The sequence below is a fragment of the Reichenbachiella sp. genome (assembly GCF_965233835.1).
GTDB lineage: Bacteria > Bacteroidota > Bacteroidia > Cytophagales > Cyclobacteriaceae > Reichenbachiella.
Genome location: NZ_OZ247585.1, coordinates 3,157,902 through 3,183,319 on the forward strand (window position 1 = coordinate 3,157,902; position 25,418 = coordinate 3,183,319).

Annotated in this window: 19 protein-coding genes; 14 read left to right on the forward strand and 5 right to left on the reverse strand. The window is 39.5% G+C overall.

Annotation, left to right across the window (positions count from 1 at the left end; genetic code table 11):
* Window positions 1-31 precede the first annotated feature (31 nt).
* The 13 genes from ACO6S2_RS13305 (at window position 32) to ACO6S2_RS13365 (ending at window position 15,569) form a co-directional block, all read left to right on the forward strand.
* Window positions 32-2,428 carry a heavy metal translocating P-type ATPase gene (locus tag ACO6S2_RS13305; protein ID WP_422359049.1) on the forward strand — a complete coding sequence of 799 codons (2,397 nt, stop codon included), beginning with the start codon at window positions 32-34 and terminating at the stop codon, window positions 2,426-2,428.
* Complete coding sequence (ccoS, locus tag ACO6S2_RS13310; protein WP_422359050.1) at window positions 2,425-2,592, forward strand: cbb3-type cytochrome oxidase assembly protein CcoS; 168 nt, start codon at window positions 2,425-2,427, stop codon at window positions 2,590-2,592. Before ACO6S2_RS13305 ends, ccoS begins: the two co-directional genes overlap by 4 nt.
* 86 nt (window positions 2,593-2,678) lie before the next feature.
* On the forward strand, window positions 2,679-4,037 hold the full coding sequence (gene hemN / locus ACO6S2_RS13315) for an oxygen-independent coproporphyrinogen III oxidase (RefSeq protein ID WP_422359051.1): 1,359 nt from the start codon (window positions 2,679-2,681) through the stop codon (window positions 4,035-4,037).
* Window positions 4,038-4,139: 102 nt separating this feature from the next.
* Window positions 4,140-4,982, forward strand: coding sequence for a universal stress protein (locus ACO6S2_RS13320; RefSeq protein WP_422359052.1), 843 nt, complete (start codon window positions 4,140-4,142; stop codon window positions 4,980-4,982).
* Between the two features lie 6 nt (window positions 4,983-4,988).
* A complete protein-coding gene (locus tag ACO6S2_RS13325; protein ID WP_422359053.1) occupies window positions 4,989-5,825 on the forward strand; it encodes a universal stress protein in 837 nt (278 codons plus the stop codon).
* 7 nt (window positions 5,826-5,832) lie between these two features.
* Complete coding sequence (locus ACO6S2_RS13330; RefSeq protein WP_422359054.1) at window positions 5,833-6,000, forward strand: PLD nuclease N-terminal domain-containing protein; 168 nt, start codon at window positions 5,833-5,835, stop codon at window positions 5,998-6,000.
* A gap of 161 nt (window positions 6,001-6,161) precedes the next feature.
* On the forward strand, window positions 6,162-8,279 hold the full coding sequence (gene ccoN, locus ACO6S2_RS13335; RefSeq protein ID WP_422359055.1) for a cytochrome-c oxidase, cbb3-type subunit I: 2,118 nt from the start codon (window positions 6,162-6,164) through the stop codon (window positions 8,277-8,279).
* Between the two features lie 190 nt (window positions 8,280-8,469).
* Window positions 8,470-9,381 carry a cbb3-type cytochrome c oxidase N-terminal domain-containing protein gene (locus tag ACO6S2_RS13340; protein ID WP_422359056.1) on the forward strand — a complete coding sequence of 304 codons (912 nt, stop codon included), beginning with the start codon at window positions 8,470-8,472 and terminating at the stop codon, window positions 9,379-9,381.
* Window positions 9,382-9,386: 5 nt separating this feature from the next.
* Window positions 9,387-10,802 (forward strand): cytochrome c oxidase accessory protein CcoG, encoded by a 1,416-nt coding sequence (gene ccoG / locus ACO6S2_RS13345; protein ID WP_422359057.1) that lies wholly within the window; start codon window positions 9,387-9,389, stop codon window positions 10,800-10,802.
* The gene (locus tag ACO6S2_RS13350) at window positions 10,799-11,233 is read left to right on the forward strand and encodes a FixH family protein (protein WP_422359058.1); all 435 of its coding nucleotides are present in this window, start codon (window positions 10,799-10,801) and stop codon (window positions 11,231-11,233) included. The genes ccoG and ACO6S2_RS13350 overlap by 4 nt, the downstream gene beginning before the upstream one ends.
* Complete coding sequence (locus tag ACO6S2_RS13355; RefSeq protein WP_422359059.1) at window positions 11,233-11,931, forward strand: sulfite exporter TauE/SafE family protein; 699 nt, start codon at window positions 11,233-11,235, stop codon at window positions 11,929-11,931. Before ACO6S2_RS13350 ends, ACO6S2_RS13355 begins: the two co-directional genes overlap by 1 nt.
* A gap of 93 nt (window positions 11,932-12,024) precedes the next feature.
* A complete protein-coding gene (locus ACO6S2_RS13360; RefSeq protein ID WP_422359060.1) occupies window positions 12,025-15,189 on the forward strand; it encodes an AsmA family protein in 3,165 nt (1,054 codons plus the stop codon).
* Window positions 15,190-15,269: 80 nt separating this feature from the next.
* Window positions 15,270-15,569 (forward strand): hypothetical protein, encoded by a 300-nt coding sequence (locus ACO6S2_RS13365; RefSeq protein WP_422359061.1) that lies wholly within the window; start codon window positions 15,270-15,272, stop codon window positions 15,567-15,569.
* 12 nt (window positions 15,570-15,581) lie between these two features.
* Here the strand turns inward: ACO6S2_RS13365 and ACO6S2_RS13370 are convergent, their stop codons facing one another.
* From ACO6S2_RS13370 to ACO6S2_RS13380, 3 genes are all read right to left on the reverse strand, one after another.
* Window positions 15,582-16,115, reverse strand: coding sequence for a peroxiredoxin family protein (locus ACO6S2_RS13370; protein WP_422359062.1), 534 nt, complete (start codon window positions 16,113-16,115; stop codon window positions 15,582-15,584).
* A 164-nt stretch (window positions 16,116-16,279) separates the two neighbouring features.
* Complete coding sequence (locus tag ACO6S2_RS13375; protein ID WP_422359063.1) at window positions 16,280-19,324, reverse strand: WD40/YVTN/BNR-like repeat-containing protein; 3,045 nt, start codon at window positions 19,322-19,324, stop codon at window positions 16,280-16,282.
* A gap of 298 nt (window positions 19,325-19,622) precedes the next feature.
* Window positions 19,623-19,883, reverse strand: a complete 261-nt coding sequence (locus ACO6S2_RS13380) for a hypothetical protein (protein WP_422359064.1) — start codon at window positions 19,881-19,883, stop codon at window positions 19,623-19,625.
* A gap of 266 nt (window positions 19,884-20,149) precedes the next feature.
* Here ACO6S2_RS13380 and ACO6S2_RS13385 point away from each other — a divergent pair, with 266 nt between their 5' ends.
* Window positions 20,150-20,725, forward strand: coding sequence for a DUF2911 domain-containing protein (locus tag ACO6S2_RS13385; protein ID WP_422359065.1), 576 nt, complete (start codon window positions 20,150-20,152; stop codon window positions 20,723-20,725).
* Here the strand turns inward: ACO6S2_RS13385 and mtaB are convergent, their stop codons facing one another.
* A complete protein-coding gene (gene mtaB, locus ACO6S2_RS13390; protein ID WP_422359066.1) occupies window positions 20,726-22,033 on the reverse strand; it encodes a tRNA (N(6)-L-threonylcarbamoyladenosine(37)-C(2))-methylthiotransferase MtaB in 1,308 nt (435 codons plus the stop codon). It lies immediately after the preceding gene.
* 102 nt (window positions 22,034-22,135) lie between these two features.
* Window positions 22,136-25,288: a TonB-dependent receptor gene (locus tag ACO6S2_RS13395; protein ID WP_422359067.1), complete on the reverse strand. Its 3,153-nt coding sequence runs from the start codon at window positions 25,286-25,288 to the stop codon at window positions 22,136-22,138.
* Window positions 25,289-25,418: the final 130 nt, after the last annotated feature.

Consider the following 25,418-nt stretch of genomic DNA (forward strand, 5'->3'; position numbering starts at 1 on the left):
GCTACCTTCATCTTCACAATATCCGAGGCACTTGAGTCAAAATATCACACAAAATAAAACCATTTGTTACCACTGCGGTGAAGACTGTCAGTCCGAACCGTTATGGCACAACGATCATACTTTTTGTTGTTTTGGCTGTCAGACCGTATTCGAGCTTTTATCAGAAAATGATCTATGCGATTACTACAGTTTTGAAAACAATCCCGGTAATCAGCTAAGCCACTTCATCAAAGACAAATATCTATTCTTGGATAACGAGGAAGTAGTTGATCATTTATTAGACTTCAAATCCGATCAACTGTCCAAAATTACTTTTAGCATACCTTCCATTCATTGCAGCAGTTGTATTTGGCTATTGGAGAATATTAGTCGGTTTGATAATGGAATTATCGTTTCTAAAATCAACTTCTCTAAAAAGAGGTTGACCATCGATTACAATCCTACTAAAACCACCTTAAGGAAAATTGCTGACTTGCTATACCAGTTGAGCTATGAGCCTGAAATTTCGTTGGATGCCAAAGGAGCAACAAGCGCTAAAAAAAATAAAACCAGAGATCTGAAAATTGGAATTGCAGGGTTCTGCTTTGGTAATATTATGCTTCTCGCCTTCCCCGACTATTTGGGTATTGAGATAGATTCAGAATTCATTCAATACTTCACATACATTAGTCTTTGCTTGTCAATCCCTGTTATATCCTACTGTTCAAGCGAATTTTTCACTTCAGCATTAAGTGGCCTACGTAAACGCCTTCTTAATATTGACCTGCCTATTGCTATTGGAATTTTGGCTCTTTATGGCCGAAGTCTATATGAAATCATTAGCAACACAGGCCCTGGATATTTGGACTCTATGTCTGCTTTGGTATTTTTTCTTTTGATCGGGCGCTGGGTTCAAGGCAAAACTTATGAAGGCCTTGCCTTTGATAGAAACTTTAAATCATATTTCCCATTAGCTATCCAAAAAATAAAAGGGGCTGATAAAACCAAAACCAGCACTCTGGTCTCCCTTTTGGAGGTGAATGACTTGATTGAAGTTCGCAATGAAGAAATCGTGCCTTGTGATGCTATCTTGATGAGCAAAGAAGCATTAATAGACTATAGTTTTGTGTCAGGTGAATCTATTCCAAATAGAATTTGTGAAGGTGCTAAAATATATGCCGGCGGAAAAGTAAAGGGCTCTGCAGTCCAAATGACCATCATAAAGCCAGTTTCTCAGAGTTATTTGACCCAACTTTGGAATCACTCTTCATTTGATGAAGAGGATACTGGAATGCCCTCTCTCATAGATCAGGTGAGCAGATACTTTACCCCTATAGTGTTACTTATTGCGCTTTTTTCTGGGCTATACTGGTATGTGTTTGACAGTTCAAAAGTCCTGTATGTAGTGTCTTCTGTATTAATAGTGGCTTGTCCTTGTGCACTGGCACTGGCTACTCCTTTTACATTAAATGCAACGATGAATACTTTAGGGTTACACAAAATGTATCTGAAGGGAACTCATGTCATAGAGAAATTATGGCAGGTCAAAAAAATTATATTTGACAAAACTGGAACTATCACCACTGGATCAAGTCAAAACGTAGAATGGATAGGTAAAGAATTAAATAACGAAGAAAAAAATAACTTATATGCATTGGCTTCCCAATCGGTGCATCCATTGAGTCTGCAACTAGTCCATCATCTTAAAAATTTTCAAAAACACTTTGAAGTCACAAGTTTCCAGGAAGCGAAAGGGAAAGGTATCTCTGGCCTCGTAAATAATCTAAAAATTAAATTGGGTTCTCCAACATTCGTGGGACTATCTATAGACTCATCTGATGGTGCCGTAGTCGCTGTATCTATAAACAAAGAAGTGAAAGGGTATTTTCTAATGCGTACTAAATATCGAGTTGGTTTATCGTCTATGATTGATCAACTAAGCAAAACATTTAATCTTGCAGTGTTGTCAGGTGACAATGAGGCTGAGCGAAAAAGTCTTGTCGAAATATTTCCTAAAGGAACTGAAATCAATTTTAATCAAACACCTGAGAATAAACTATTTGCAATTGAATCGTTTGAAAAGGAACAAAAAACGATGATGATTGGTGATGGCCTCAATGATGCCGGAGCTTTGAAACGCAGCTTTGTCGGTTTATCCGTTGCTGAGAATATGTCGAGTTTTACACCTGCCAGCGACATCATTATGCTTGGGAACAAACTCACCGAGCTACCAAAATTTCTATCTCTAATCAGTTTGTCAAAAAGAATTATTTTGTCAGGATTTATTGTTTCATTTGTTTACAACATTGCAGGATTGTCCCTTGCTGTAGCAGGCTTCATCACTCCGGTGATTGCAGCTATTTTGATGCCAATTAGCAGTATTTCCGTTGTGGCGTTGTCAACTTTAGGAGTTAAATATTTGGGCTATAAGTTAAAATTGAAGGCGTGAAAATTCTAGTCATACTTATTGTCGTTAGTCTTGTAATTGCTCTGGTATTTCTTGCGCTGTTTATCTGGTCAGTAAAATCAGATCAGTATGAAGACACCGACTCTCCTGCCATGAGAATTTTATATGATGATAAACCAAAATCATCTGTCACATCCAAAAAATAGATGACACAGATCATGTTTTGAAGTGATGGAGTCCTTTAGAAGTCCAAACGGACTCCTGTTGATTTGCTATTAAATAATAATCAAACATGGCAACTTCACTTATTCATAAATACAATATTCCTGGCCCTAGATATACGAGTTATCCTACTGTACCTTTCTGGAAAGAAAGCCTCGATATGGTTGGTTGGAAATCACAAATTAAAAATGCCTTTAATCTGACTAATAATGATAAAGGTATCAGTCTCTATATTCACCTACCCTTTTGTGAGAGTCTATGCACCTATTGTGGATGCACAACCAGAATCACCATCAATCATGCCGTTGAAAAACCATACATAGACACCGTATTAAAGGAATGGAAATTATACATAGCACTATTTGAGGATGTACCTGAAATAACAGAAATACACCTTGGTGGAGGTACACCTACCTTCTTTAGCCCAGAAAACTTGGTGAGATTAATTGAAGGAATACGGCAAACATCCATTATCAGAGAAGATGCCGAGTTTGGTTTTGAAGCACATCCTAATAATACAACAGAAGAGCACTTAAGGGCTCTTTACAATCAAGGTTTTCGTCGCGTGAGTTTTGGCATACAGGACTTTGACCCAAAAGTACAACACATCATCAATCGAGTTCAAACTTATGAACAGGTAAAAAAAGTAGTCGATCAAGCAAGAACTATTGGCTATGAATCCATCAACTTCGACCTGATCTACGGTCTCCCCCTACAAACTCAAAACAGCATACAAGACACGTTTGAAAAGGTTCAAAAATTACTACCGGATCGCATTGCATTTTATAGCTATGCACACGTTCCTTGGGTCAAACCAGGCCAGCGCATGTTCACCGAAAAAGACCTACCTAACAATGACGAAAAAAGGAAATTATACGAGTTAGGTAAACACTTACTTCTCGACATAGGATATAAAGAATTGGGCATGGATCACTTCGCACTACCCAATGATTCGCTATGCCTAGCAGCCAATAACAGAAGTATGCACCGAAACTTTATGGGATACACTACCAACCACAGTATGCTATCTGTAGGGCTAGGAGTTTCGGCCATAGGAGATTCCTGGCTTGGGTATGGTCAAAATGAGAAAAAAGTAGAGGTGTACAAAAAAGCCATTGAAAACCAAGAGTTTCCAATTATCAAAACACACATTTTGACCGAGCAAGAAGCCTTTGTAAGGAGGCATATCACCAACCTTATGTGCCACTTCGAAACCCATTGGGATCTATTGGACATAAATGCTCAGTTGTTCGATGAGGTGGCCATTAGACTTGAAGAAATGATATCAGATGGTTTAGTAACATTTGAACTAGGTCACATCAGTATAACCAAAAAAGGAAGACCATTCGTCAGAAATGCCTGCATGGCGCTGGACATTTATCTATGGAATGAATCAGAAAAGTCTAATAAGTTTAGTCTGACGATTTAGACATGATCTAAATCACTATTTGGATTGCCATAACTCAGATGAGACTCAAACACAGTCTTATACCTTAGTACTGTTATTTTAAATTAATCAAACCTTTAAGTCATGCAAACTATTGCAGTACCATACGATTTTAGTCCATATGCCGAGGCAGCATTGGACTTTGCCATTCAGCTCAGCCATAAGACAAATGCTGAGATTAAACTTATTCATGTGATTGAGTATCCACTAGCCACTACATTTAATGTGACTGGAGAAATAGAAGCTGATGAACAAATGGATAAGATATTTACTCTGGAGCTCATCAAAAAGACCAATGAAAGAATGAAAACTGTTCTGCAGGCTTATGAAGGAACAGAAAACATTAATCAGGTCATTCTTATGGGAAATGCCTATGACGGAATAACTGGTCAGATCGAAGAACTTGATGCCGATTTGATTGTAATGGGCACAAAAGGCGCAACTGGCTTGAAGGAGCTGCTCGTAGGATCCAATACGGAAAAAATCGTAAGGAATGCTCACTGCCCGGTAATTGCCATTCATGAAAAATGTGATATCAATTCCATTCAAGATGTAGTGTTCGCTACGGACTTAGACGAAACACACCATAAAATACTCAAATCATTCGATGGGTTTAGAAAAGTGTTAGAGGCAAAGCTTCATCTGGTATGGGTGGATACTCCTTACAATTCTGTAAATGATGATTTGGGTAAAGAAAGATTAGAGACAATTGCCAGAAAAAATGATCTCGAAAATTATGAAGTACATATTGCCAAAGCCTTCAAACCGGAAGAGGGAATTCTTTCTTTCAGCTGGCAACTGAAAGCAAGCATGATCGGCATGAGCACTCATAGTCATAAGGGCCTGGTACACTTTTTTGTCGGTAGTGTTGCAGAAGATGTTGTCAACCATGCCACTATCCCTGTTTGGACATGTAGTATTAAATAGCAAGTAATGAAGATTAATAAAATACTGGTCCCAATGGACTACTCCCCTTGTGCAGAAAATGCCTTTCGAACAGCGCTACTATTAGCAAAAAAAGCAGGAGCCTCGATTCAGGTAGTGTCAGTTACCCATGTGCCTCACATGCATGCAGAGGCGGTAGGTGCTGCATCTATCATTCAACCGCTACTTCAAGAATATCATGAACAACTAGATGAACAATTTGACATACTAATTTCATCTAACGATGTTCAGGATATAGAAGTGACTAACTCCAAGTACAATGCTCCACTTCACAATGCTATATATAGTTGCACCGTTCAGAACGAATGTGATCTCATTGTCACTGGAACTAAATCGCAGCACGGCTGGCTCACTAATTTCTTAGGAAGCAATAGCATGGATATGATCGATAGAGCTAAAATTCCTGTGCTCGTAATTCCAGAAAACTGTCATGCTGGCAATTTCAAAAAACTTGGAGTGGCCATAGACTATTCAGACTTTGACAACCCAGCAATATTAGAACCCCTACGGGATTTTGCCACGGTGAATTTCTCCCAATTGTGTTTTTTAAATGTGACCTCAAAACAGCACAAGCTTTTTGTATATGATGACATTAAATTGAGTATTTCTAATTATTTTAATGGTCTAAAACAATCTTATCACACTTTCACTGATAATCGCAAGCTTGAAGAAATTTTAATGGAAGCCATCAAAGACCTACACTTAGATATGCTTTTTATGTTACCTAAGAATCATTCTGTGCTAGATCGATTGATTAATAAAAGTCACACCAGAGCTATGGCATCCAAAACCGACAAACCAATGATGACAATCCACGAAAAATAATACAACCATGAACGGAACATTAATAGCTGTTGTAGCCGCAGCATTTGCCATTTGGGCACTAGTTTCTGTGGCAAAAAGTAATCTTAAAAACGACCAGAAAGTCATCTGGTTCGCTGTTGTTATTTTACTGCCTATTCTTGGACCTATCATCTATTGGTTCAAGAATAAAAAATAAGTAAAACCATCTTGAAGAGCTTGTAATTAAGCTTTTTCAACAAATGAATTAACGAAATAATTGTACATGATTTTAATCATGTTTTTGAATGATTTAAAAAATTTACAGACCTGAAATAGTAACCTAATTTAGTCCTCAAATTATAAAATCAATTGCCTCATATGGAACTAGAAAAATTCAGTTACGACAATAAAATTGTCAAGTACTTTACTATTGCCTCCATTGTTTTTGGAGTGGTAGCTATGTTGGCAGGACTTACTGCAGCCATTCAGTTGTTTTATCCAGCCTTCAATTTCGACTTGCAATACACTACTTTCGGTAGAGTCAGGCCGTTGCATACCAATGCGGTGATTTTTGCATTTGTAGGTAATGCCATGTTTGCAGGAGTCTACTATTCGATGCAGCGATTGCTCAAAACTCGAATGTTCAATGACATGCTCTCTTGGATTCATTTCTGGGGATGGCAATTGATCATTCTAGCTGCAGCCATCACCCTTCCGATGGGATTTACAACCAGTAAAGAATACGCTGAACTTGAATGGCCTATTGACATTGCCATCACATTGATTTGGGTAGTGTTTGGTATCAACATGATTGGTACGATCATCAAGAGACGAGAGCGCCACATGTATGTGGCTATTTGGTTTTATATCGCCACGTTCGTCACTGTAGCTGTACTCCATATTGTAAACTCAATGGAGATTCCGGTAACCTTTATGAAAAGTTACTCATGGTATGCAGGTGTACAAGATGCGCTGGTACAGTGGTGGTATGGTCACAATGCCGTGGCATTCTTCCTTACTACTCCGTTTTTGGGAATCATGTACTATTACCTTCCAAAGGCAGCCAATAGACCGGTTTACTCCTATCGCCTATCGATTATTCACTTTTGGTCATTGATTTTTATTTACATCTGGGCAGGGCCTCACCATTTACTTTATACTTCATTACCTGATTGGGCACAGTCTTTAGGAGTAGTATTCTCTATCATGCTGATTGCACCATCCTGGGGGGGCATGTTAAACGGTCTATTGACGCTTAGAGGAGCTTGGGATAGAGTTAGAGAAGATCCTGTTTTGAAATTCATGGTGGTAGCGGTAACCGCCTACGGTATGGCCACTTTCGAAGGCCCCATGTTATCGCTGAAAAACGTTAGTGCCATTGCACACTATACAGATTGGATTGTAGCTCACGTTCATGTTGGCGGCTTAGGCTGGAACGGGTTTATCATTTTCGGTATGTTCTACTGGCTCGTTCCAAAAATGTGGAAGACCGAATTGTTTTCAAAGAGTTTAGCCAACACTCACTTTTGGTTAGGCACATTAGGTATCATTTTCTATGCACTCCCACTTTATGTTGCAGGAATCACACAAGCCTCTATGTGGAAACAATTCGATGCGGAAGGGTTCTTAGTATACAAAAACTTTCTGGAAACAGTAGTTCAAATTTTACCGATGTACATGCTGAGAGCAGTCGGTGGTAGTTTGTATTTGATTGGTGTACTCATCATGATCTACAACTTGATCAAAACAGCTGGAATAGGATCTTTCGTAAGTGATGAAGAGGCTGAGGCCCCCGCATTAGAAAAGAAAGAGATCACTGGTGGTCATTGGCACAGTATACTAGAAAGAAAGCCAGTCATTTTTACCACACTTTCTTTAGTAGCTATCCTTATTGGAGGAGTTATCGAGATGGTGCCTACCTTCTTGATTAAATCAAATGTACCAACCATTGCCTCTGTAAAGCCTTACACTCCATTAGAGGTACACGGACGAGATATCTACATCAGGGAAGGTTGTAACAATTGCCACTCACAAATGATTAGACCATTTAGATCAGAAACAGAACGCTATGGCGAATACTCTAAAGCGGGTGAATTTGTTTATGACCATCCATTCCTTTGGGGGTCCAAACGAACAGGTCCAGATTTGGCTCGCGAAGGCGTAGGCAAACTGAAGAAATCAGATTCGTGGCACTTCTATCATATGCTCGATCCTGCTCAGGTATCAGAGGGCTCTATCATGCCACCTTATCCTTGGTTGTTCGAGCAAATGATCGACAAGGATTTGACGGCAGGAAAAATCAATGCCTTGAGAACAGTAGGCGTGCCATACCCTGATGGTTATGAGGAAGTAGCTAATGGGGAATTAGAGGCTCAAGCAAAGACCATAACAGACAATCTTGCAGCTGAGGATGTAGAGATTTCAGGAGATGCGGAAATTATTGCGTTAATCGCCTATTTACAGCGATTAGGAAAGGACATAACTGTAAAAGAATAAAAGGAGGTTATTATGTTTAAATACTATTTCGAACAGGTAAATAATGTAGCTATATGGCCAATTATTTCACTATCTATCTTTTTCATCTTTTTCGTTGCATTACTCTGGTGGGTATTCAAAGGCGTAAACAATTCATACATAGATGAAATGAAGAATCTTCCGATCAATAAAACCCCCAAAACTTAAGCAAATGAATCAATTTAAAACATACACAAAAAGACTAGGAGTTTGTTTGATGTTGCTCCTTACAGGCCCAATGGCATTTGCGCAAGCGGAATCTGAAATTATGAGCTTTTCTTTGAACACCACTGAATTAATGATTGTGCTCGTATTGATTGTCATGCTACTCGTGTTACTGGTGGCCTTCTACCTATTAGTGATTCTACAAGTGATGGTGAGAGAAGACGCCATGCGAAAAGCTAAAGAAAAGGGTGTGGAATATGTCGAGGAACCTAGCGCCTGGTCTACGTTCTATGCAGGACTAACTGATGCTGTCCCGATTGAAAAAGAGGCAACCATTGAACTCGATCATGATTATGATGGCATTAAAGAGTTAGACAACCATTTACCACCATGGTGGAAGTACATGTTCTATGCGTCGATTGTATTTGCGGTCGTTTATATGTTCATGTATCATGTTAGCGGTTCTCTACCACTCCAGACGCAAGAGTATGAAATTGCCATGGCAGAAGCCCAAGCCAATATGAGTGAGTCTGAAGCAGGAAGTTCCATCGACGAATCCAATATTGTGTTCTCTGACGACCCTGCTGTATTGGCTAGTGGTAAAACTGTCTATGAACGTAATTGTGTTGCGTGTCATAAAGCTGCTGGCGAAGGTGGAATTGGCCCGAATCTAACCGATGAATATTGGCTACATGGAGGAAGCATTCAGGACATTTATAACACGATCAAAAATGGAGTTCCAGATAAAGGAATGATTGCCTGGGGTGATGTACTCTCTCCTACTAAAATGAATGACGTGGCTTCTTATATTGAAACATTGAAAGGAACAAACCCTGCTAACGCAAAGGCTCCGCAGGGAGAGTTGTATAAGGAGGAAGCCATAGAAGTAGCAGAGCAAGAGGAGACAGCAACTGAATAAGCAAAATGGACAACCATTATGAGTTTGAGGAAGAATATCGAGATACGATATCGACCGTAGACGAGGAAGGTAAGAGAGTATGGGTATACCCTAAAAAACCTAAAGGGAATTATCACAACTATCGCATACTTGTTACTATCATTTTACTTGGTCTTTTATTCAGTGGTCCGTTTATCAGTATTGATGGGCACCCACTGCTCTTACTCAATATATTTGAACGAAAATTTGTAATCCTGGGGCAGGCATTCTGGCCCCAGGATTTCTTTTTATTGGCGCTTCTTGCCGTAATATTTTTTGTATTCATCATTTTGTTTACCGTGGCCTTTGGTCGCGTATGGTGTGGGTGGGCTTGTCCACAAACACTCTTCATGGAAATGGTATTTCGAAAAATTGAATACTGGATTGAAGGAGATGCTAATCAGCAGCGGAAGTTGAATGCAGCGCCCTGGAATGCGTCTAAAATCTGGAAAAAATCTCTAAAGCATTTCATATACCTGGCGTTTTCTATTTTGATTTCTCATACGGTGATGGCCTACCTGATTGGCATTGAAGAAGTACAAGAAATCGTAACCCAACCTCCTGCTGCACACATGAGTGGTTTTATTGGATTGGTTGCCTTTACAGGAATTTTCTATTGGGTGTTTGCTTACTTTAGAGAGCAAGCTTGTGTAGCCGTTTGTCCTTATGGACGATTGCAAAGTGTCCTTATCGTAAAGGACACCATGGCTGTGATGTACGACTGGCTAAGAGGCGAACCAAGAACCAAACTAAAAAAGAATGAACAAAATGCTGAGGCCGGAGATTGCATTGACTGCAAGCTTTGTGTTCATGTCTGCCCTACCGGTATCGACATTCGAAATGGCACCCAATTGGAATGCGTGAATTGTACAGCTTGTATGGATGCATGCGATGATGTGATGACCAAAATAAGCAAGCCTAAAGGGCTTATTAGATTGTCCTCGCATACAGCAATAGAAACCGGTCAGAAGAAGCTTTTCACACCTCGTGTAGCTGGCTACTCAGTGGTGCTTGTAGCTATGATGGTATTTTTATCATTCATGTTGATATCTAGATCTGATGTAGAAATTACTGTACTGAAAGTACCTGGAACACTCTACCAGAAAACAGACGATGGACAAATATCGAATCTCTACAATATTCAGTTTGTCAATAAGACTTTTGAAGAAATGAAGCTCGAACTTAAAGTGCTCAACCTAGAAGGCGCACATATTGACAGAGTAGGTACGCAGGAAATCGTGATCCCAGCAAATGACAAATATGAAGGCGTCTTTTTTATAAAAATGCCAACAACCCATATCATAAAAACAAAATCCAGTGTAGACATTGGAGTATTCAGAAAAGGTGAAAAAATTGATGAGATTGACACCAAATTTTTAGGGCCTGTAAAAATGAAACGATGAATTGGGGAAAGAGTATAGTGTTGGCGTTTGTAATATTTGCAGGGATAATTATCACCATGGTTTCCATATCCATGCAGCATGATGTAAATCTTGTGGCAGTAAATTATTACGAAGAGGAGTTGGCCTACGAGGATCAAATGAATAGGATTAGAAACTATGAAAGTCTTCGTAACAAACCAATGGTTAAGAAAGATGGTAATCAAATTGTGCTGAGCTTTCCTAGTGAAGTAGCTGATCAAATGAAAGATGGAGAAATTCACTTTTTCAGACCGTCGGACTACAAATCCGACAAGAAAATAGAAATCAAACTGGATCACCAATACCGTCAAACTTTTCCAGTTTCTCTCTTAGGCTCCGGTTTATGGAAAACCAAACTCAACTGGAAAAGTAAGGACAAAGAATACTTCTTCGAACAAAAAATAGTCTTGTAATGCACTGGACTGCCTTGTTTCTTGGATTTGTGGGAAGCCTGCACTGTGTGGTGATGTGTGGACCAATTGCCTTAGCACTCTCCGGTCAATCATCTCTATCCAAATTCTTAATCAGTCGAATATTATACAACATTGGCAGAGTTTTTACTTACGCCTTGATTGGGTTACTGTTTGGCCTTTTGGGAGAGTTAGTGACTTTTGGGGGTTATCAACAGGCCTTTTCTATAGGTATGGGATTATTCATGATTATGGTCGCCTTGGCAGTTTCTAGTTCTATTAGAGGAAAGGTCTATCAGCCGATGCACAGATTGGCACAAGGACTTAAAAAAACACTATCTAAGTGGTTGCGTACCAACAAGCTATCTGGCACTTTCCTATTAGGTATTTTAAACGGTTTTCTTCCCTGTGGTTTGGTTTATGCTGCAGTGGCAGGTGCTCTCGCAACGGCCAGCTTCCTCGAAGGCACCAAATACATGATTGTTTTTGGGTTGGGTACTTTTCCAGCTATGCTCTTTATGGCTATTTCAGGAAGGGCTATTCGAAAGCTATCATTCATCAGTTTAAACAAGCTATCTACCATTTTCATCTTTACTTTAGGTTGTTTGTTGATCGTTCGAGGACTGAATTTAGACATCCCCTATTTGAGCCCTGCCATATCATTTCTTTATCCAACGGCAGACATTACGGTCTGCGATTAATTAATTAACAAGAATATTTCTTTGAGTTTCGGTTCGTTTATTGAATTCGAATTAAATTGAAGTATAATTTCAACAACCAACACGACAGACTTCATGAATCGATTTCTAAAAGTTCTAAAGATCAGTTTACTCACATTTATTATTTTGTTATTCTCGCTTGTAGTCACTGGATGGTTGTTGCAAGACCGAATCACCAAATACGCATTGAATGAATTAAGTGAGACCTTTGATGCTCCGATGGCCACACAGGATGTCAACTTTTCATTGATCACAGATTTTCCTTTGGCAAGCATACAATTCAAAGGGCTCTGGCTCGGAGCTTATCAGTGGAATGAAAAGAACGAAATACAAAGTATAGACACCTTGGTTAGGGTAAACAACCTGTATGTAAGCGTAAATACCAGAGATCTCCTGAATGACATTTTCACAATTAGAAAAGTAGAGTTAGAAGGAGCATTTGTGAAATATGAAATCGACTCACTAGGCGGCACCAATTTTGATTTTCTAATGACCTCGGATACGGTTGCTGTGGAAGAAGAAGTGGTGGAAGGAGAACCATTAGACCTGACCGCCGAAGGCATTCGACTGAGCAGTTTCACGCTGCTGTATAAAGATGAGCAACAAGGTATCGAGACCAAAGCCTACATTCCAGAAATCAATGGAGCGGTCAAACTCAAAGACCCTAAAACTTACGCTCATTTCAATGGCAATTTAGTGATCTCAGATGTCTTTGTGAAAGATACGCCCATGGATCGCATGGAAAAGGCTGACTTGGGGATTAATCTCACTTTTAAATCTGATACCCTAGAAATTGCCTCTTTGGTCTTACAAACAGAAGAAATAAAAATTACCAGTAACGGAAAGGTGATTTTAGGTGAACAGACATATGCCGATTTGAATACAACCATAAAGGCGCCAAGTCTTGCCAAACTCACCAAATACGCACCCGATGGAATGCTCAAAGCCAATGGAGTCTCTCAAATTGCCGGAAGTCTTGACATCAATTCTTCCATTAGAGGAATTGTAGGTGAAGAGGATTTACCTCACTATGAGGTCACTTTGAATTATGACCAAGGAAGTTTGAAATATGAGAACTACCCTCTCGTCTACAACATCGGAATTCAAACCTCCATAACCAACGGTGCTAAAAACAACAACTCGACAACGGCCATCAATTTATCTCAACTCAAAGCAAATATTAGTGGAAGCCAAATCAATCTAAGCGGCAAATTCAGTAACCTTGATCAACTCAAATACGACCTCAAAGCCGGCCTGGATTTAGATTTTGATGCTTCAAATAAAATAATACCTGACTCTCTCGCTCAAAAGGCAGGTGGTCAGATCAAAGTGCAACTAGCCACCAAAGGCATTGCTCCTGATTCAGTAGATAATCAATTTGTTGCTGACGCGCTCTCAAATACAACTGCAAAAATTAACTTCCAGCAGTTTGACCTTCTTATGAAAGATGCGATAAATCTGAAAGCTCTGTCTGGTGAAATCGCTTATGCCAATCGCACGATTCGAGTATCTGATGTGAGCGCTTCTCTCCCTGACTATAAGGTTGATTTAGCCAAAAACAACCTTGAGATGAATTTTTCCGGAGATGTAATGCAGCCAGAATCGATGGACATCAATATTCCCAACTTCCATTTGGCCACGACTGAAGCATCAATCCACGGCAGTGCTACAATTGAAAAAATGAAGCATCTAACCTTTGCAACCAATACGCAACTAAATCTAAACCTCAATAAGGCAAAAAGATTCACTTCAGATACGCTTGTCAATGATATGAATGGCCTTCTAAAAGCATCTATCCAGTCCAAGGGTAAGCTTGACATTGAAAAAATGGCAGATGAAGACATAGAGACGATTCTATATGACAATACCAATTTAGACCTCACCCTTGAGCGTATCAATCTGGATATGAAGGATACACTAATGAATGTGAAAAATCTCAGCGGAAGGATTACAAAGAAAGAGCATCATATTTCTATCGATGGGTTTAAAGGCGGCTATCAGGGTATTTCGTTTGATATCACTACGACCATAGAAAATGCAATCAATACAGCATTACGAAACAAACCAGGTACTCTAAAAGTAGACGGCACATACAAGCTGGGTGATTTGGATAACAAAATATTAGGAGCGTTTGCTTCGGAAGACGAAGCCCAGGACACCCCTTCTTCCAGAGAAATCGAAGAACCTACCAATTGGAATTATGAAGTTACCGGTCAGGCTTTTGTGAAAAGTTTTAAATATGATGATACGACCGTAAAAGACATTGAGACTGTATACGATATCAATGATGCGAATCAACTCATTAAAAGTACAGTGAAAGTTGGGCAAACAATATATGGTAAGACGGCTACGATCAACAACCTATCAACCAAACTGGAAATGAATATGTCCAACAATGAAGTGAAAGGCAAGTTGGCCATCACTGATATGAAGTATGAAGATGCCATACTGAAGGACATTTCTGCACTCTATAATGTCAATGATTCCGTTTATACTGTGGATCAACTGGATTTCATGGGGTTTGGAGGGGAGATTATTTCATCTATGCAGGTTCACATGAAGCCAGAGGATGAAATGGAAATTGAAATGAAAAGCAATATCGTAGAATTAGATGTCAGAAGGTTGATGAAAGAAATGAAAAATTTCGATCAAAAAGAAATGACCTATGAGCAGTTGAATGGAATCGTGTCCTCAGATAATTTCTTCTTAAGAATGGTCATGATTGGTGATTCAATTGTATATGATGACATGAGAATGACCTGTGACTTGAAATTTCATGATGGGGGAATCTATCATTACCCACCTGTGCAAATATTAGCTAATGATATACCAAAAATTGATAACTTAGATACTCTCAGTTTTAAGACAATCGACACTCACATGTTCTTGTTTAAAGATGCAGTCTATGTTCCAAGAACTTATGTTGTTAGCAGTCTTTTTGATATCGACATTTTGGGTATGCAAAAGTTTAATGAAGATTACCATTACCATGTTGGTGTTAACCTAGGCCAAGTAATGGGAAGAAAAAAAGCTTCAAGCTTAGATGACAACTCAGAAACCAAAAAGAAAAAAATGATCCGAGTTAAAGCCACTGGTCATCAAGGAGAATACAAAACCAAAATTGACAGTCCAAAAGCTAGAGATGACATGAAAACCAAAGTAAAAACTCAGGAAAAAGTTTTACAATTCAGATTTCAGCCCAAAGCTTTCAGTTTTGAAACAGGTGCTGAAAATCTATAATTTTAGCTTTCAAAGCAATAAAATAGTGAATTGATCATTACATTTAATAAGAGATTAAATAGAACTTTAAAACCAATAATATGAAACACAATATATTTTTATATGCGATGCTTGCTTCTGTATTTACGCTCGGAGCATGTAGCGATGATGACGATGAATCATGCGAAAAAGATGAAGTTTGTGAAGTCGAGTATTCTGTTTGCTGCTCATCTGGATCAGATGACGATTGTACTTTTGTAGTAGACGGTGTAGAGTATGACTCGTTCGAAGATGCTTCAGAGAATTTTGAGTGTACAGCTAGTGCTTTCCCAGATGAAGACAAAGCAAGGGCCATTCAATCATTAAAAGATTTAACCGCCCGCGCCAAAGCAAACCTTTAAGCGCTACCAAGTTCAGTTATCGAAAAGGGACTTAAACCAGGATTCGGATTTCCGGTTCTTTTTAAGTGCCTTTTCGAGTTTATCCCCTCTTGGGTTGACTGCTACGATCACACCGTCCCCATCGATCAAATAACTCATGGGCACACTGGAAATGCCATAAGCCACAGCTGCTTCATTTTTCCACCCCTTCAAGTCACTCACATGCGTATCCCAAATCAAACTATCCTTCGTGATGGCTTTCTGCCAGGCTTCTTTTTTTTTGTCAAGTGAAACACCATATACGGTAAAACCAGTACCGTTTTCGAACTCTTCATCCTTGTACTTCAGATAATCAGCTACAATCTGCGGGTTTTCTTTGCGACATGGCTTACACCAAGAAGCCCAAAAGTCAATAAATACCATCTGACCTCTTAGAGAAGACAACTTTATGATTTCGCCGTTCATATTGGGTAAGGCAATGTCGGGAGCAGTTTCTCCTACTTTAAAAGCAGGATCAGTGGGCCCCATCATCATTAAACTTACAAATAGTATAAGTAGTTGTTTCATAATCGTATGTTAGCCAAAAACTAAGCCAAAGGATAAAAATCAGCTCAATTCAGCTTTAAATATAATCCTTCCCAAGAGATAATTTGAACAATCAAATCTAAACCTTTAGGTATACTACTGATTATACCATATAAAATGATAATGGTTGGATTTGACAGTAGACCCTATTCTATCTCCAGCTTCTCATAAGGTTGAAACAAACTCAAATTCAATGCATCAACTTCTTTTTCAAAACCTGCCCACTCTTTCTCAAAAAAACTATTGGTTTGAGTCAGCACCCCATCCAATTGTGTTTTTAGCTGGTTGGCCACCAGCTCCTGTGACGAGTTGTTCGTACTGTAAAGCTGAGAGTAAAAACTAGCTTTCCAAAGCTGTCCTGATATCAGCTTACCCCCGTCTATAAACCCTTGTAGATCTTCCTTATCATTCACCAACTCTTTGAGTGATTTGATTTTCTCTTTCAACTCTTTAGCACTTTTAGCAACTTCATCATTAGTCACGTTTTGTCTTTTCATAGCAGCCAATGTTAAATCAATCGTCTTCTTCGCTTCATTGAGCTGATCAATCGCTGTAGTTGCCAGCATCAGATATTTATTGATCTGATCTAAAGTCTGGGCATTCTTAGTCATCATAGCTTCTGCAATATCAATCCGAGGATCTTTCTTGATGGTGACACTAGTCATCATAGAATCATTACCAAACTTAAATTGAACATTGTACTCACCTGGAAGCACCCAACGACCAGAAACATCCTGTATTTCCTTCTCTGGTTTTGCCATTGATGTCGAACGATAACCTTTTTGGCACATGTCCCAATTGTAGCGATTCATCCCCTGTTTTCCGATAGTATATGCTTTTCTAATTTCATTGTTAGCAGCATCAAACACCTTTACCCATACCGTATCAGATTTGATTGTAGTATCCTGTTTTGAGGTTTTCTTCAAGGAGTAAGTCAATAGTGCACCATTTGCTTTGTCATCTCCCTTATAAATAGCATCTCCCTGGAATCTTGTACCTGCCGCCTCTTTTCTACTCCACAGGTAAGCGTCCGCTGCTTCGTACACATATAGGTTCTTGTCCAGCAACGAAGATCCCTGCTTAGCCAAGTCTCTCAATGGGCGGATATCATCCAACACCCAAATAGAACGGCCAAACGTGCCTATAACTAAATCGCCAAATTCCTCTTGAATATCAAGATCATAGGTGGAAACAGTTGGATAACCTTCCTTCCATTGGTTCCATGATTGCCCAGCATTGAATGACACATATAATCCAAACTCTGTACCAGCAAACATCAGGTTGGGCTCCACCGGATCCTGAACAAAACTCAACACATAGCCGGATACATCTTGCTCATCAATCAATCTTTCCCAGCTTTTTCCATAATCTTTAGTTCTATACAACCATGGCGTCCAATCATCTCTTCTATAATCATTGACTACCAACACTGCCTCTCCGGCATTGTACTTAGATGCTTTCACTTGGGGCATCCAGGCACCAGATTTCAAGCCCTTAATTCTGCTATTAAGTTTCGTCCATGTATCTCCTCCATCCTGGGTCAATTGGATGTTTCCATCGTCTGTAGACACCCAAATTACCTGATCGTCCACTGGTGATGGAGAAATGGCTAAAATCGTGGTGAAATTTTCTGCTCCTGAGGCATCCATGGTCAACCCACCACTTTCATTACTTTTTTGTTTAGCTGCGTCATTAGTAGTCAGATCCGGAGAAATGATTGACCAGTTTTGCCCTTTATCAATGCTTTTGTGCACATACTGACTTCCGTAGTATATCACATCTGGATTGATTGGGTCTTGGGCAATGGCTGCATTCCAATTGAACCTTAAGTTCTTTCCTTCTGGATGTACAGGTTTAATATACTGTGACTCTCCCGTTTCCAAATCAATATACAGGACATTACCCCCTTGCCACATACCAAAGGCATATCTTGGATTGGATCGATCTGGCACTACATCAAAACCATCACCAAAAGCAATTTCATCCCAGTAACTATTTCTGATACCTCCGTTTCTTAATGAATTAGATGGCCCAATCCACGAACCATTATCCTGCATTCCACCATAAATATTATAAGGCACTTGATTATCTGTGGAAATGTGATAAAACTGACCAACTGGCAAATTTTCTACAAAACGAAAGGTCTTTGCTCGATCTCTTGATATCGCCAATCCTCCATCATTCCCTATAATAACTAGAGAGGGGTCTGTGGGATGAACCCATATGGCATGGTAGTCGCCGTGCACTCGTGTTGGATTCCAGCCCAACAATGTAGAGAATGTCTTTCCTCCATCCTCGCTCAATCCTACTTCAGAATAGATATTATACAATCTATTCTCATTCAATGGATCTGCAGCTATCTCTGCATAGTAGAATGGCCTGCCACCAACCTGTTTGTCCTGAACCTTCTTCCATTTTACACCACCATCCTCAGATTTATATAATGCATTCTTTTTTGACTCCACCAAAGCATAAACAATCTTAGAATTGCTTTTTGAAATAGCCAATCCCATTCTACCCAGTTCGCCCTTAGGCATTCCATCGTCGCTTGTGATTTTCTTCCAGGACTCACCTCCATCGTAGGTCACATGAAGTGCAGAGCCCTCTCCTCCTGATTTAAAAAACCACGGCCATCTTCTAAACTCCCACATGGCTGCAAACAGTTTGTTTGGATTATTTGGATCCATGATCAATTCTCCAATACCCGTTTTTGAATTGGTATATAATATTTTTCTCCAGGTTTTACCACCATCTACGGTTTTGTAAACTCCTCTATCCTTACTTTCACCCCATGCAGAGCCTTGTGCTCCGACATAGACTACATCAGAATTTCTAGGATCTATAATGACTCTGTGGATGTTTCTTGTTCCTTCCAGTCCCATGAGCTGCCAGGACACTCCTCCATCGAGCGTTCTATACACCCCCGCTCCGCTAGTCGCGCTATTTCTAGGGTTTCCTTCTCCTGTTCCAATCCAAATCACATCTGGATTCGATTGATCAATGGCTAGTGCTCCTACAGAAGCAACGGCTTCCTTTTCAAAAACAGGGCTCCAGGTCACGCCACCGCCCTCGGATCTCCATACGCCACCTGAGGCTGTACCGATGTAAATGATATCAGGGTCAGTATGAACAGCATCGATGGCTGTCACCCGACCACTCATGCCTGCAGGACCAATATTGCGTATTTTCATGCCCTTCATTAATGACATATCTATGTCTTGGGCACATATCAGATGTGCAAATAAAACTAAGCTTAGGATTGTTAAGATATTTCGCATGGATTAATGGTTTTTTTAATAAAACTAAAATAACCATTATCACGCTAAGAAGACCTCTATTCTGATGAACGGACTTATTATATGATAAACAGAGAACACAAAAAAAACCACGCATACACGTGGTTATATAGTTGAGGTTATGTACTCATATCCAAGACATAACCAGTTGAAATCTTAACAATTATAAGAATTCTAGAATTGCTTCAAAAGTCTACTTCCTTTTTTTTCTAAATGTAATCGGAATATACTCATCTGTGGGTATTCCAATATGTGCCAAGTCCCATTCTTGGTCATAACTAGCCACCAAGTTTTTGATACACTCTACTCTATCTTCAGTAGGAAAAGGGCATTCCTCCCAATAGAATATCTCAACACGGTAACTGTACTGTTTTTTGATTCCGTTGATCTTAACTTCAACACTGATGTCCTGATCTTCTTCCAGTCTTGGGATTTCAATTCCGATGATACTCATAATTTCAAGTTTTATTTGATATAGTTAACTATTTGTTAACAAAAAATATACCTAACCATATATCTACCTGACATACTGATAGTTAAGTAAAATCACAGCATTCATTCGTGATCGGTTTTGATACAACTGTTGTGCGATAATTGTGCAGTTGGTTCATCATTCAACCAATAGAAATAAATGTTTGAACATATTTTAAGGTATCTCGTACACTTGATTCAAGAAAATATTAATTTGGCAAATTGAAAGAACGGTTATCAAATATGAACATGCGCAATTGGTGGAAACTCATAGTTATCCTCACTCCTCTTGCCCTGAGTGGGTGTTATCGCCCTGAATACCCCTCAAAATTTATCTCCTCCGATTTAAAGGAGTTTGAATCCTATCAAAAAAAATGTGCTTCAAGACCCTCTCCTCCTGCGAGAGCAATCACCAGTCTTGGAGATACCGACGTTTTTATTACATACAGTCAACCCGCAGTAAAAGGTCGAACGATTTGGGGTGATTTGGTTCCTTATGAACGTATCTGGAGAACTGGAGCAAATGAAGCCACCGTGCTTTCAGCCACGGGAGATATTTTAGTCAATGGCGATACGTTGCTCGCAGGCAACTATGCACTCTATACTATCCCCTCTAAGGACAAGTGGACAGTCATACTGAATACTAAATATGAAGTCTGGGGAGCGTATGATTATGATCAATCACTAGATGTTCTTCGCTTTGAGGTCGAACCCACCACAAACAATGAAGTAAGTGAAAGAATGACATTCAGTGTTGATGACGCAGGAATGATAGAATTTGCTTGGGACAAGTTAAAGTTTGATTTTTTGGTCATGCCGTTATAATCAAACCAGCTCAGTATCCATGGCCTTCATGGTTCCGTCTTCATCAACGGCCTGCATACTAACTAATTTTATCTTGTTAACAAGCTCTTCCTGATAAGGCAGCTTTACTTTAAGGTAATTCTCAGTAAAGCCATACATAAATCCATCCTTTACATCATTTTCCAAAAGCACAGAAAACTCATTTCCAATTTGAGATTCATAGAACGCACGTTTCTTCTTTTCAGAAAGAATGCGAAGCATATTTGAGCGCTCATTTCTTTCCTTTTTAGGAACTACCCCATCCATTTCGACAGCATTGGTATTAGCCCGCTCGGAGTAGGTAAATACGTGCAGGTACGACACCGGCAGCTCATTTATAAAATTGTAGGTGTCTAAAAAGTCCTCATGTGTTTCACCCGGAAAACCGGTAATCACATCCACGCCAATACAAGCATTTGGCATCGTTTCTTTGATCTTAGACACTCGTTCTACATAAAGTTCTCTCAAATATCTTCTGTTCATCAATTTGAGTATCTTATTGCTTCCCGATTGCAATGGAATGTGAAAATGTGGAGCAAAACGTTTACTTTCTGCTACAAATTCAATGATCTGATTATTGAGTAAGTTGGGTTCTATCGAAGAAATTCTAAATCGTTCAATTCCCTCTACCTCATCCAAAGCTTTTACCAACTCAAGAAATCGTTCCTTTCTTCTTCCACCTTGTACACCAAAGTCCCCAATATTGACTCCAGTCAACACCACCTCCTTTACTTCTGTTTCAGCTATTTCATAGGCTGATTTCAAAATATTCTCGATACTATCACTACGGCTCTTACCTCTGGCTAATGGTATGGTGCAGAATGCACAACCATAATTACAACCATCTTGTACTTTGAGAAAGGTTCTCGTACGATCAGCAATAGAATAGGCATTATTGAACTCTGTGGCGTTAGATATTTCAGATGCGCAAACAATGGCTTCTTTTTGCTTTTCGAAATTCTTAAGGTGCTCTAGTAGCTTAAACTTCTCAGCCGCCCCAAGCACAGCATCTACACCTGGAATTTCGGAGATTTCTTTTGGCTTTAATTGCGCAAAACAACCAATAATAACCACGAATGATTCTGGAGATACCTTCTTGGCATTCTTTACTATTTGACGACATTTTTTATCAGCATTCTCTGTGACAGAACAAGTATTGATAACAAAAATGTCAGGCTTATTTTCGAACGCTACTTTTTCATAACCTTCTTCTTCGAAAAGCCTTGAAATAGTAGAGGTTTCAGAAAAATTGAGCTTGCAGCCCAGAGTAAAAAATGCAACTTTTTTCATGCCAAAGAAATAAAACGCAAAAGTACTAAAAAAAAGAAAGCCCCGCTAGGGGGCTTTCTCCAAGGTAAATCTCTCTACCTTTTTCTCAATGAAGCGTCTTTATTAAAATATATATCTTACACCCAGTTGCAATTGCCATCTAGATCTTAATCCAAAATCATCAGCAAATGTCTCTGTGGCACTTGTATCAAATGAATAAACTGGCTCTCCGGTAGTACCATCAAAACCTGCCACTCCAATTGGCGAAGTATTCAACGGTACTCGTTTCACACCCCACTTATTTGAAATTAAGTTTCCAATATTAAGAATATCTAAGCTTAACTGCAAAGTTTGTTCGCCAATATAAAAATCTTGAAGCACTCTCATGTCCCAAGTAGAGAACCAAGGGCTTAACGCACTGTACTTTTCAGCATACCTTCCTCTTCTTAGGCTTAGATAATCGTCCTGAGCAATGTATGACTTTAAACCTGCACGTTGAGCTGCTTCTGTAGCAAAAAAAGTATCGAATTGCATTTGATCAATCTCACCGTCAGTAGGCACATAAATCAAATCGTTCAGACCAGAACCATCATTATTGATATCACCTGCGTAGGTATAAGAGAATCTTCCACCCTGAGCGTATTCAATGAAGAATGAAACTGTTGTAGCTGTTTTACCACCTCCGTAAGTGAACTTCTTATTGATAGTACCTACGATTCTGTGCTTGTTACCATAAAGTGACGGAGTAGCTGTAGCTGCATTCACATTATTCATAGCAGGGTTTCTATCATAAGTATCACTAGAAATCTCTCCTACCAAAGAAGAAGCATCTTTTGAATCTAAGAAGTTATAGGCTAGCGAGGTATACAATCCGCTTGTCCAGTTTTTTTTCAACTCCAAAGACAAATTCACACTACGGCCAACATCTGAGTTAGTCAAGACATAGGCATTGGTTGCTCCTCCGAATACAGTTGCTCTGTCTCCTGCTCCATAGACTTGTCTGCCTGGCTGACCTGGCAATGAAGCATTAGGCTGAATTAGTCCATAATTTCTCACCATGATGCCATTGATATCCTTTGAGTACACCAAATCGGCGCTTAATGTAAATCCTTCTCCTAGTTTCTTATCAACACCCAAATTTGTTTTCCAAACCTGAGGGAATTTAAAGTCAGTTCTTGAAACCGTATAAAAGAAGAAATTCGGGTTTGCTACTTGGTTTCCAATCCAAACAAATGGAAATCTACCAGTAAAAAGCCCGGTACCCCCTCTTACCTGTACATTTCTATCTCCATTCACATCCCAGTTGAAACCAAATCTTGGTGAGAACAATGGCTTCTGCTCTGGAAACTCTAGTGAATTGAACATGATAGGGTCACCATTTTCATCATAGTATTGGATAGAAGGATCATAACAGCAGTTTCTATCTAAGTTCTCCTGCATCTTTTCCTCCGTATCGAAATACAAAGGCAAATCCATTCTCAAACCAAAAGTTAGTGCCAAGTTATCAGTGGCCTGCCATTCATCTTGAGCATAAAACGAGAGCTGCCCAACATTCGTTTCTGCCAATGCCCACCCTCCGGTGTCTGGCGTAGCTGCATTGTTAGAGTTGAAGGTAGCTTCTGCTGCTGCCATCTGTCCAGCTATATATCCACTAGCAATTGAATCTTGGAATTGATCAACACTAGCATAAGCTGGTCCAAAAGTTCCACCATATACGCCTAGGTTGAATGAGTTATCGAACATAAATTTTTCAAAAGACCCACCTACAGTAAACGTATGCGCACCTTTGAAAATATTCACATTATTAGTAATCTGGATTACATTCTGATCCAATCTATTGTGAATTGAAAAAGGTTCATGACCTGCCACAATATAGTTGATCGTATTGTTAGCAATATTCAGATCAGGAAATGGAGCGCTTTTTGGGTCTCTCGCATCTCTAAACATGGTCATACCTACTTGCAGCTTATTTGAAACTGTATTATTAAAAATAGAGTTTAATTCAAGCATTCCTGATTGAATCTTGTTTTCAATATTATATCCAGAGTTTTCAAACTGCATGGTTGTTCTGTCCGGCCCTCTTCTAATAATTGCATTTGGGTGAGCAGGTAAGTCTCTGTTTGCATCCAGCATATTATAAGTAGCCGTCAAACTATGCTTGTCATTGATATTCCAATCAATCTTCAGCATAGCTTTTAAATTCTCAGTGTTATGCGTGTATCCCTGATAAGCACCTGGATCATAGCCTATATCTAAAAGTGCGCGTTGAACTTCCTGAAGATCAGATTCTAATACCCTCGCCACATTACTCTCACCGGCATTATTGCTATTAGATGCAACTACATTTTGACCTAAATCCTCTCTTCGCTCCATTTCCATATTGGCGAAGAAGAAGAGTTTGTTTTTGATAATTGGTCCACCTAAAGAAAAGCCACCTTGAAACTGAGTCAAGTCAGGCACATCAATAGAAGTTCCATCAACCTTCTTCCCAGTCATGGCTTGGTTCCGGTAGAAGCCAAATATCGTTCCTTTTAAAGTATTTGTTCCGCTCTTGGTTACGGCATCAACAGAAGCACCAGTAAACCCTGCTTTGGTAACATCAAACGGCGCTACGGATACCTGTATCTGGTCAATAGCATCGAGAGAGATAGGCTGTGCACCAGCTTGACCACCTGGGGTAGCAGCATCAAGCCCAAAAGGGTTATTGAAAATAGAGCCATCCAAGGAAAAGTTCGTGTCATGGTCACTTCGACCAGCAAAACCGTTGCCATCATTCGAAGGGGTCAACCTAAAAATATCCTGTGTAGACCTGGAGATAGTTGGCAATAACACTAGCTGATCATTACTAATGGTAGTCTCAGCACCTGTACGCTCACTATTCATCACATCATCACGATTTGCAGTAATAACTACTTCTTGAATAGTCGTTGCATCTTCCAGCAACACAAAGTCAAGTCTTTGCTTTTGACCTAGGGTCAAAAATATTCCTTCTACTTTTTGACTTTTAAAGCCAACGAAAGAGACTTCTACTGAATAAGGTCCTCCAATTTTGGCATTAGGAATATCATATCCTCCATCCAGTCTAGTTGACACACCATACTTTGTACCAGTAGGTACATGTATAGCAATAACCGTGGATCCTACCAGATCCGCTCCATCGGTACCTTGCACTCGACCTGTAATCCACGAAGTGGTTGTCTGCGCTACAGCACCAATACTAAAAAATAAGAAAGCAATCCCCATATACAGGGATTTTCGAGTATTGGTTTTTATCATAATTAAGAGTTTGAGTGAAGCTCCAAATATATAATAATATTATTATGCATGCATACATTTTGGATGACTATATGTAGGTACAATTAATTTTCTTGCAACCTTTTTGTTAACTACTAGTCCTTATAGGAAA

Bases quoted from the DNA above. Each gene is read 5' to 3' on its own strand.
- ACO6S2_RS13380 (WP_422359064.1), bottom strand. From the start codon at position 19,883: ATGAGTATCATCGGAATTGAAATCCCAAGACTGGAAGAAGATCAGGAC.
- ACO6S2_RS13375 (WP_422359063.1), bottom strand. From the start codon at position 19,324: ATGAAAATACGCAATATTGGTCCTGCAGGCATGAGTGGTCGGGTGACA.
- ACO6S2_RS13320 (WP_422359052.1), top strand. From the start codon at position 4,140: ATGCAAACTATTGCAGTACCATACGATTTTAGTCCATATGCCGAGGCA.
- ACO6S2_RS13370 (WP_422359062.1), bottom strand. From the start codon at position 16,115: ATGAAACAACTACTTATACTATTTGTAAGTTTAATGATGATGGGGCCC.
- ACO6S2_RS13385 (WP_422359065.1), top strand. From the start codon at position 20,150: ATGCGCAATTGGTGGAAACTCATAGTTATCCTCACTCCTCTTGCCCTG.
- ACO6S2_RS13365 (WP_422359061.1), top strand. From the start codon at position 15,270: ATGAAACACAATATATTTTTATATGCGATGCTTGCTTCTGTATTTACG.
- ACO6S2_RS13325 (WP_422359053.1), top strand. From the start codon at position 4,989: ATGAAGATTAATAAAATACTGGTCCCAATGGACTACTCCCCTTGTGCA.
- ccoG (WP_422359057.1), top strand. From the start codon at position 9,387: ATGGACAACCATTATGAGTTTGAGGAAGAATATCGAGATACGATATCG.
- ACO6S2_RS13395 (WP_422359067.1), bottom strand. From the start codon at position 25,288: ATGATAAAAACCAATACTCGAAAATCCCTGTATATGGGGATTGCTTTC.
- hemN (WP_422359051.1), top strand. From the start codon at position 2,679: ATGGCAACTTCACTTATTCATAAATACAATATTCCTGGCCCTAGATAT.
- ACO6S2_RS13330 (WP_422359054.1), top strand. From the start codon at position 5,833: ATGAACGGAACATTAATAGCTGTTGTAGCCGCAGCATTTGCCATTTGG.
- ccoN (WP_422359055.1), top strand. From the start codon at position 6,162: ATGGAACTAGAAAAATTCAGTTACGACAATAAAATTGTCAAGTACTTT.
- ACO6S2_RS13340 (WP_422359056.1), top strand. From the start codon at position 8,470: ATGAATCAATTTAAAACATACACAAAAAGACTAGGAGTTTGTTTGATG.
- ACO6S2_RS13360 (WP_422359060.1), top strand. From the start codon at position 12,025: ATGAATCGATTTCTAAAAGTTCTAAAGATCAGTTTACTCACATTTATT.
- mtaB (WP_422359066.1), bottom strand. From the start codon at position 22,033: ATGAAAAAAGTTGCATTTTTTACTCTGGGCTGCAAGCTCAATTTTTCT.
- ACO6S2_RS13355 (WP_422359059.1), top strand. From the start codon at position 11,233: ATGCACTGGACTGCCTTGTTTCTTGGATTTGTGGGAAGCCTGCACTGT.
- ACO6S2_RS13350 (WP_422359058.1), top strand. From the start codon at position 10,799: ATGAATTGGGGAAAGAGTATAGTGTTGGCGTTTGTAATATTTGCAGGG.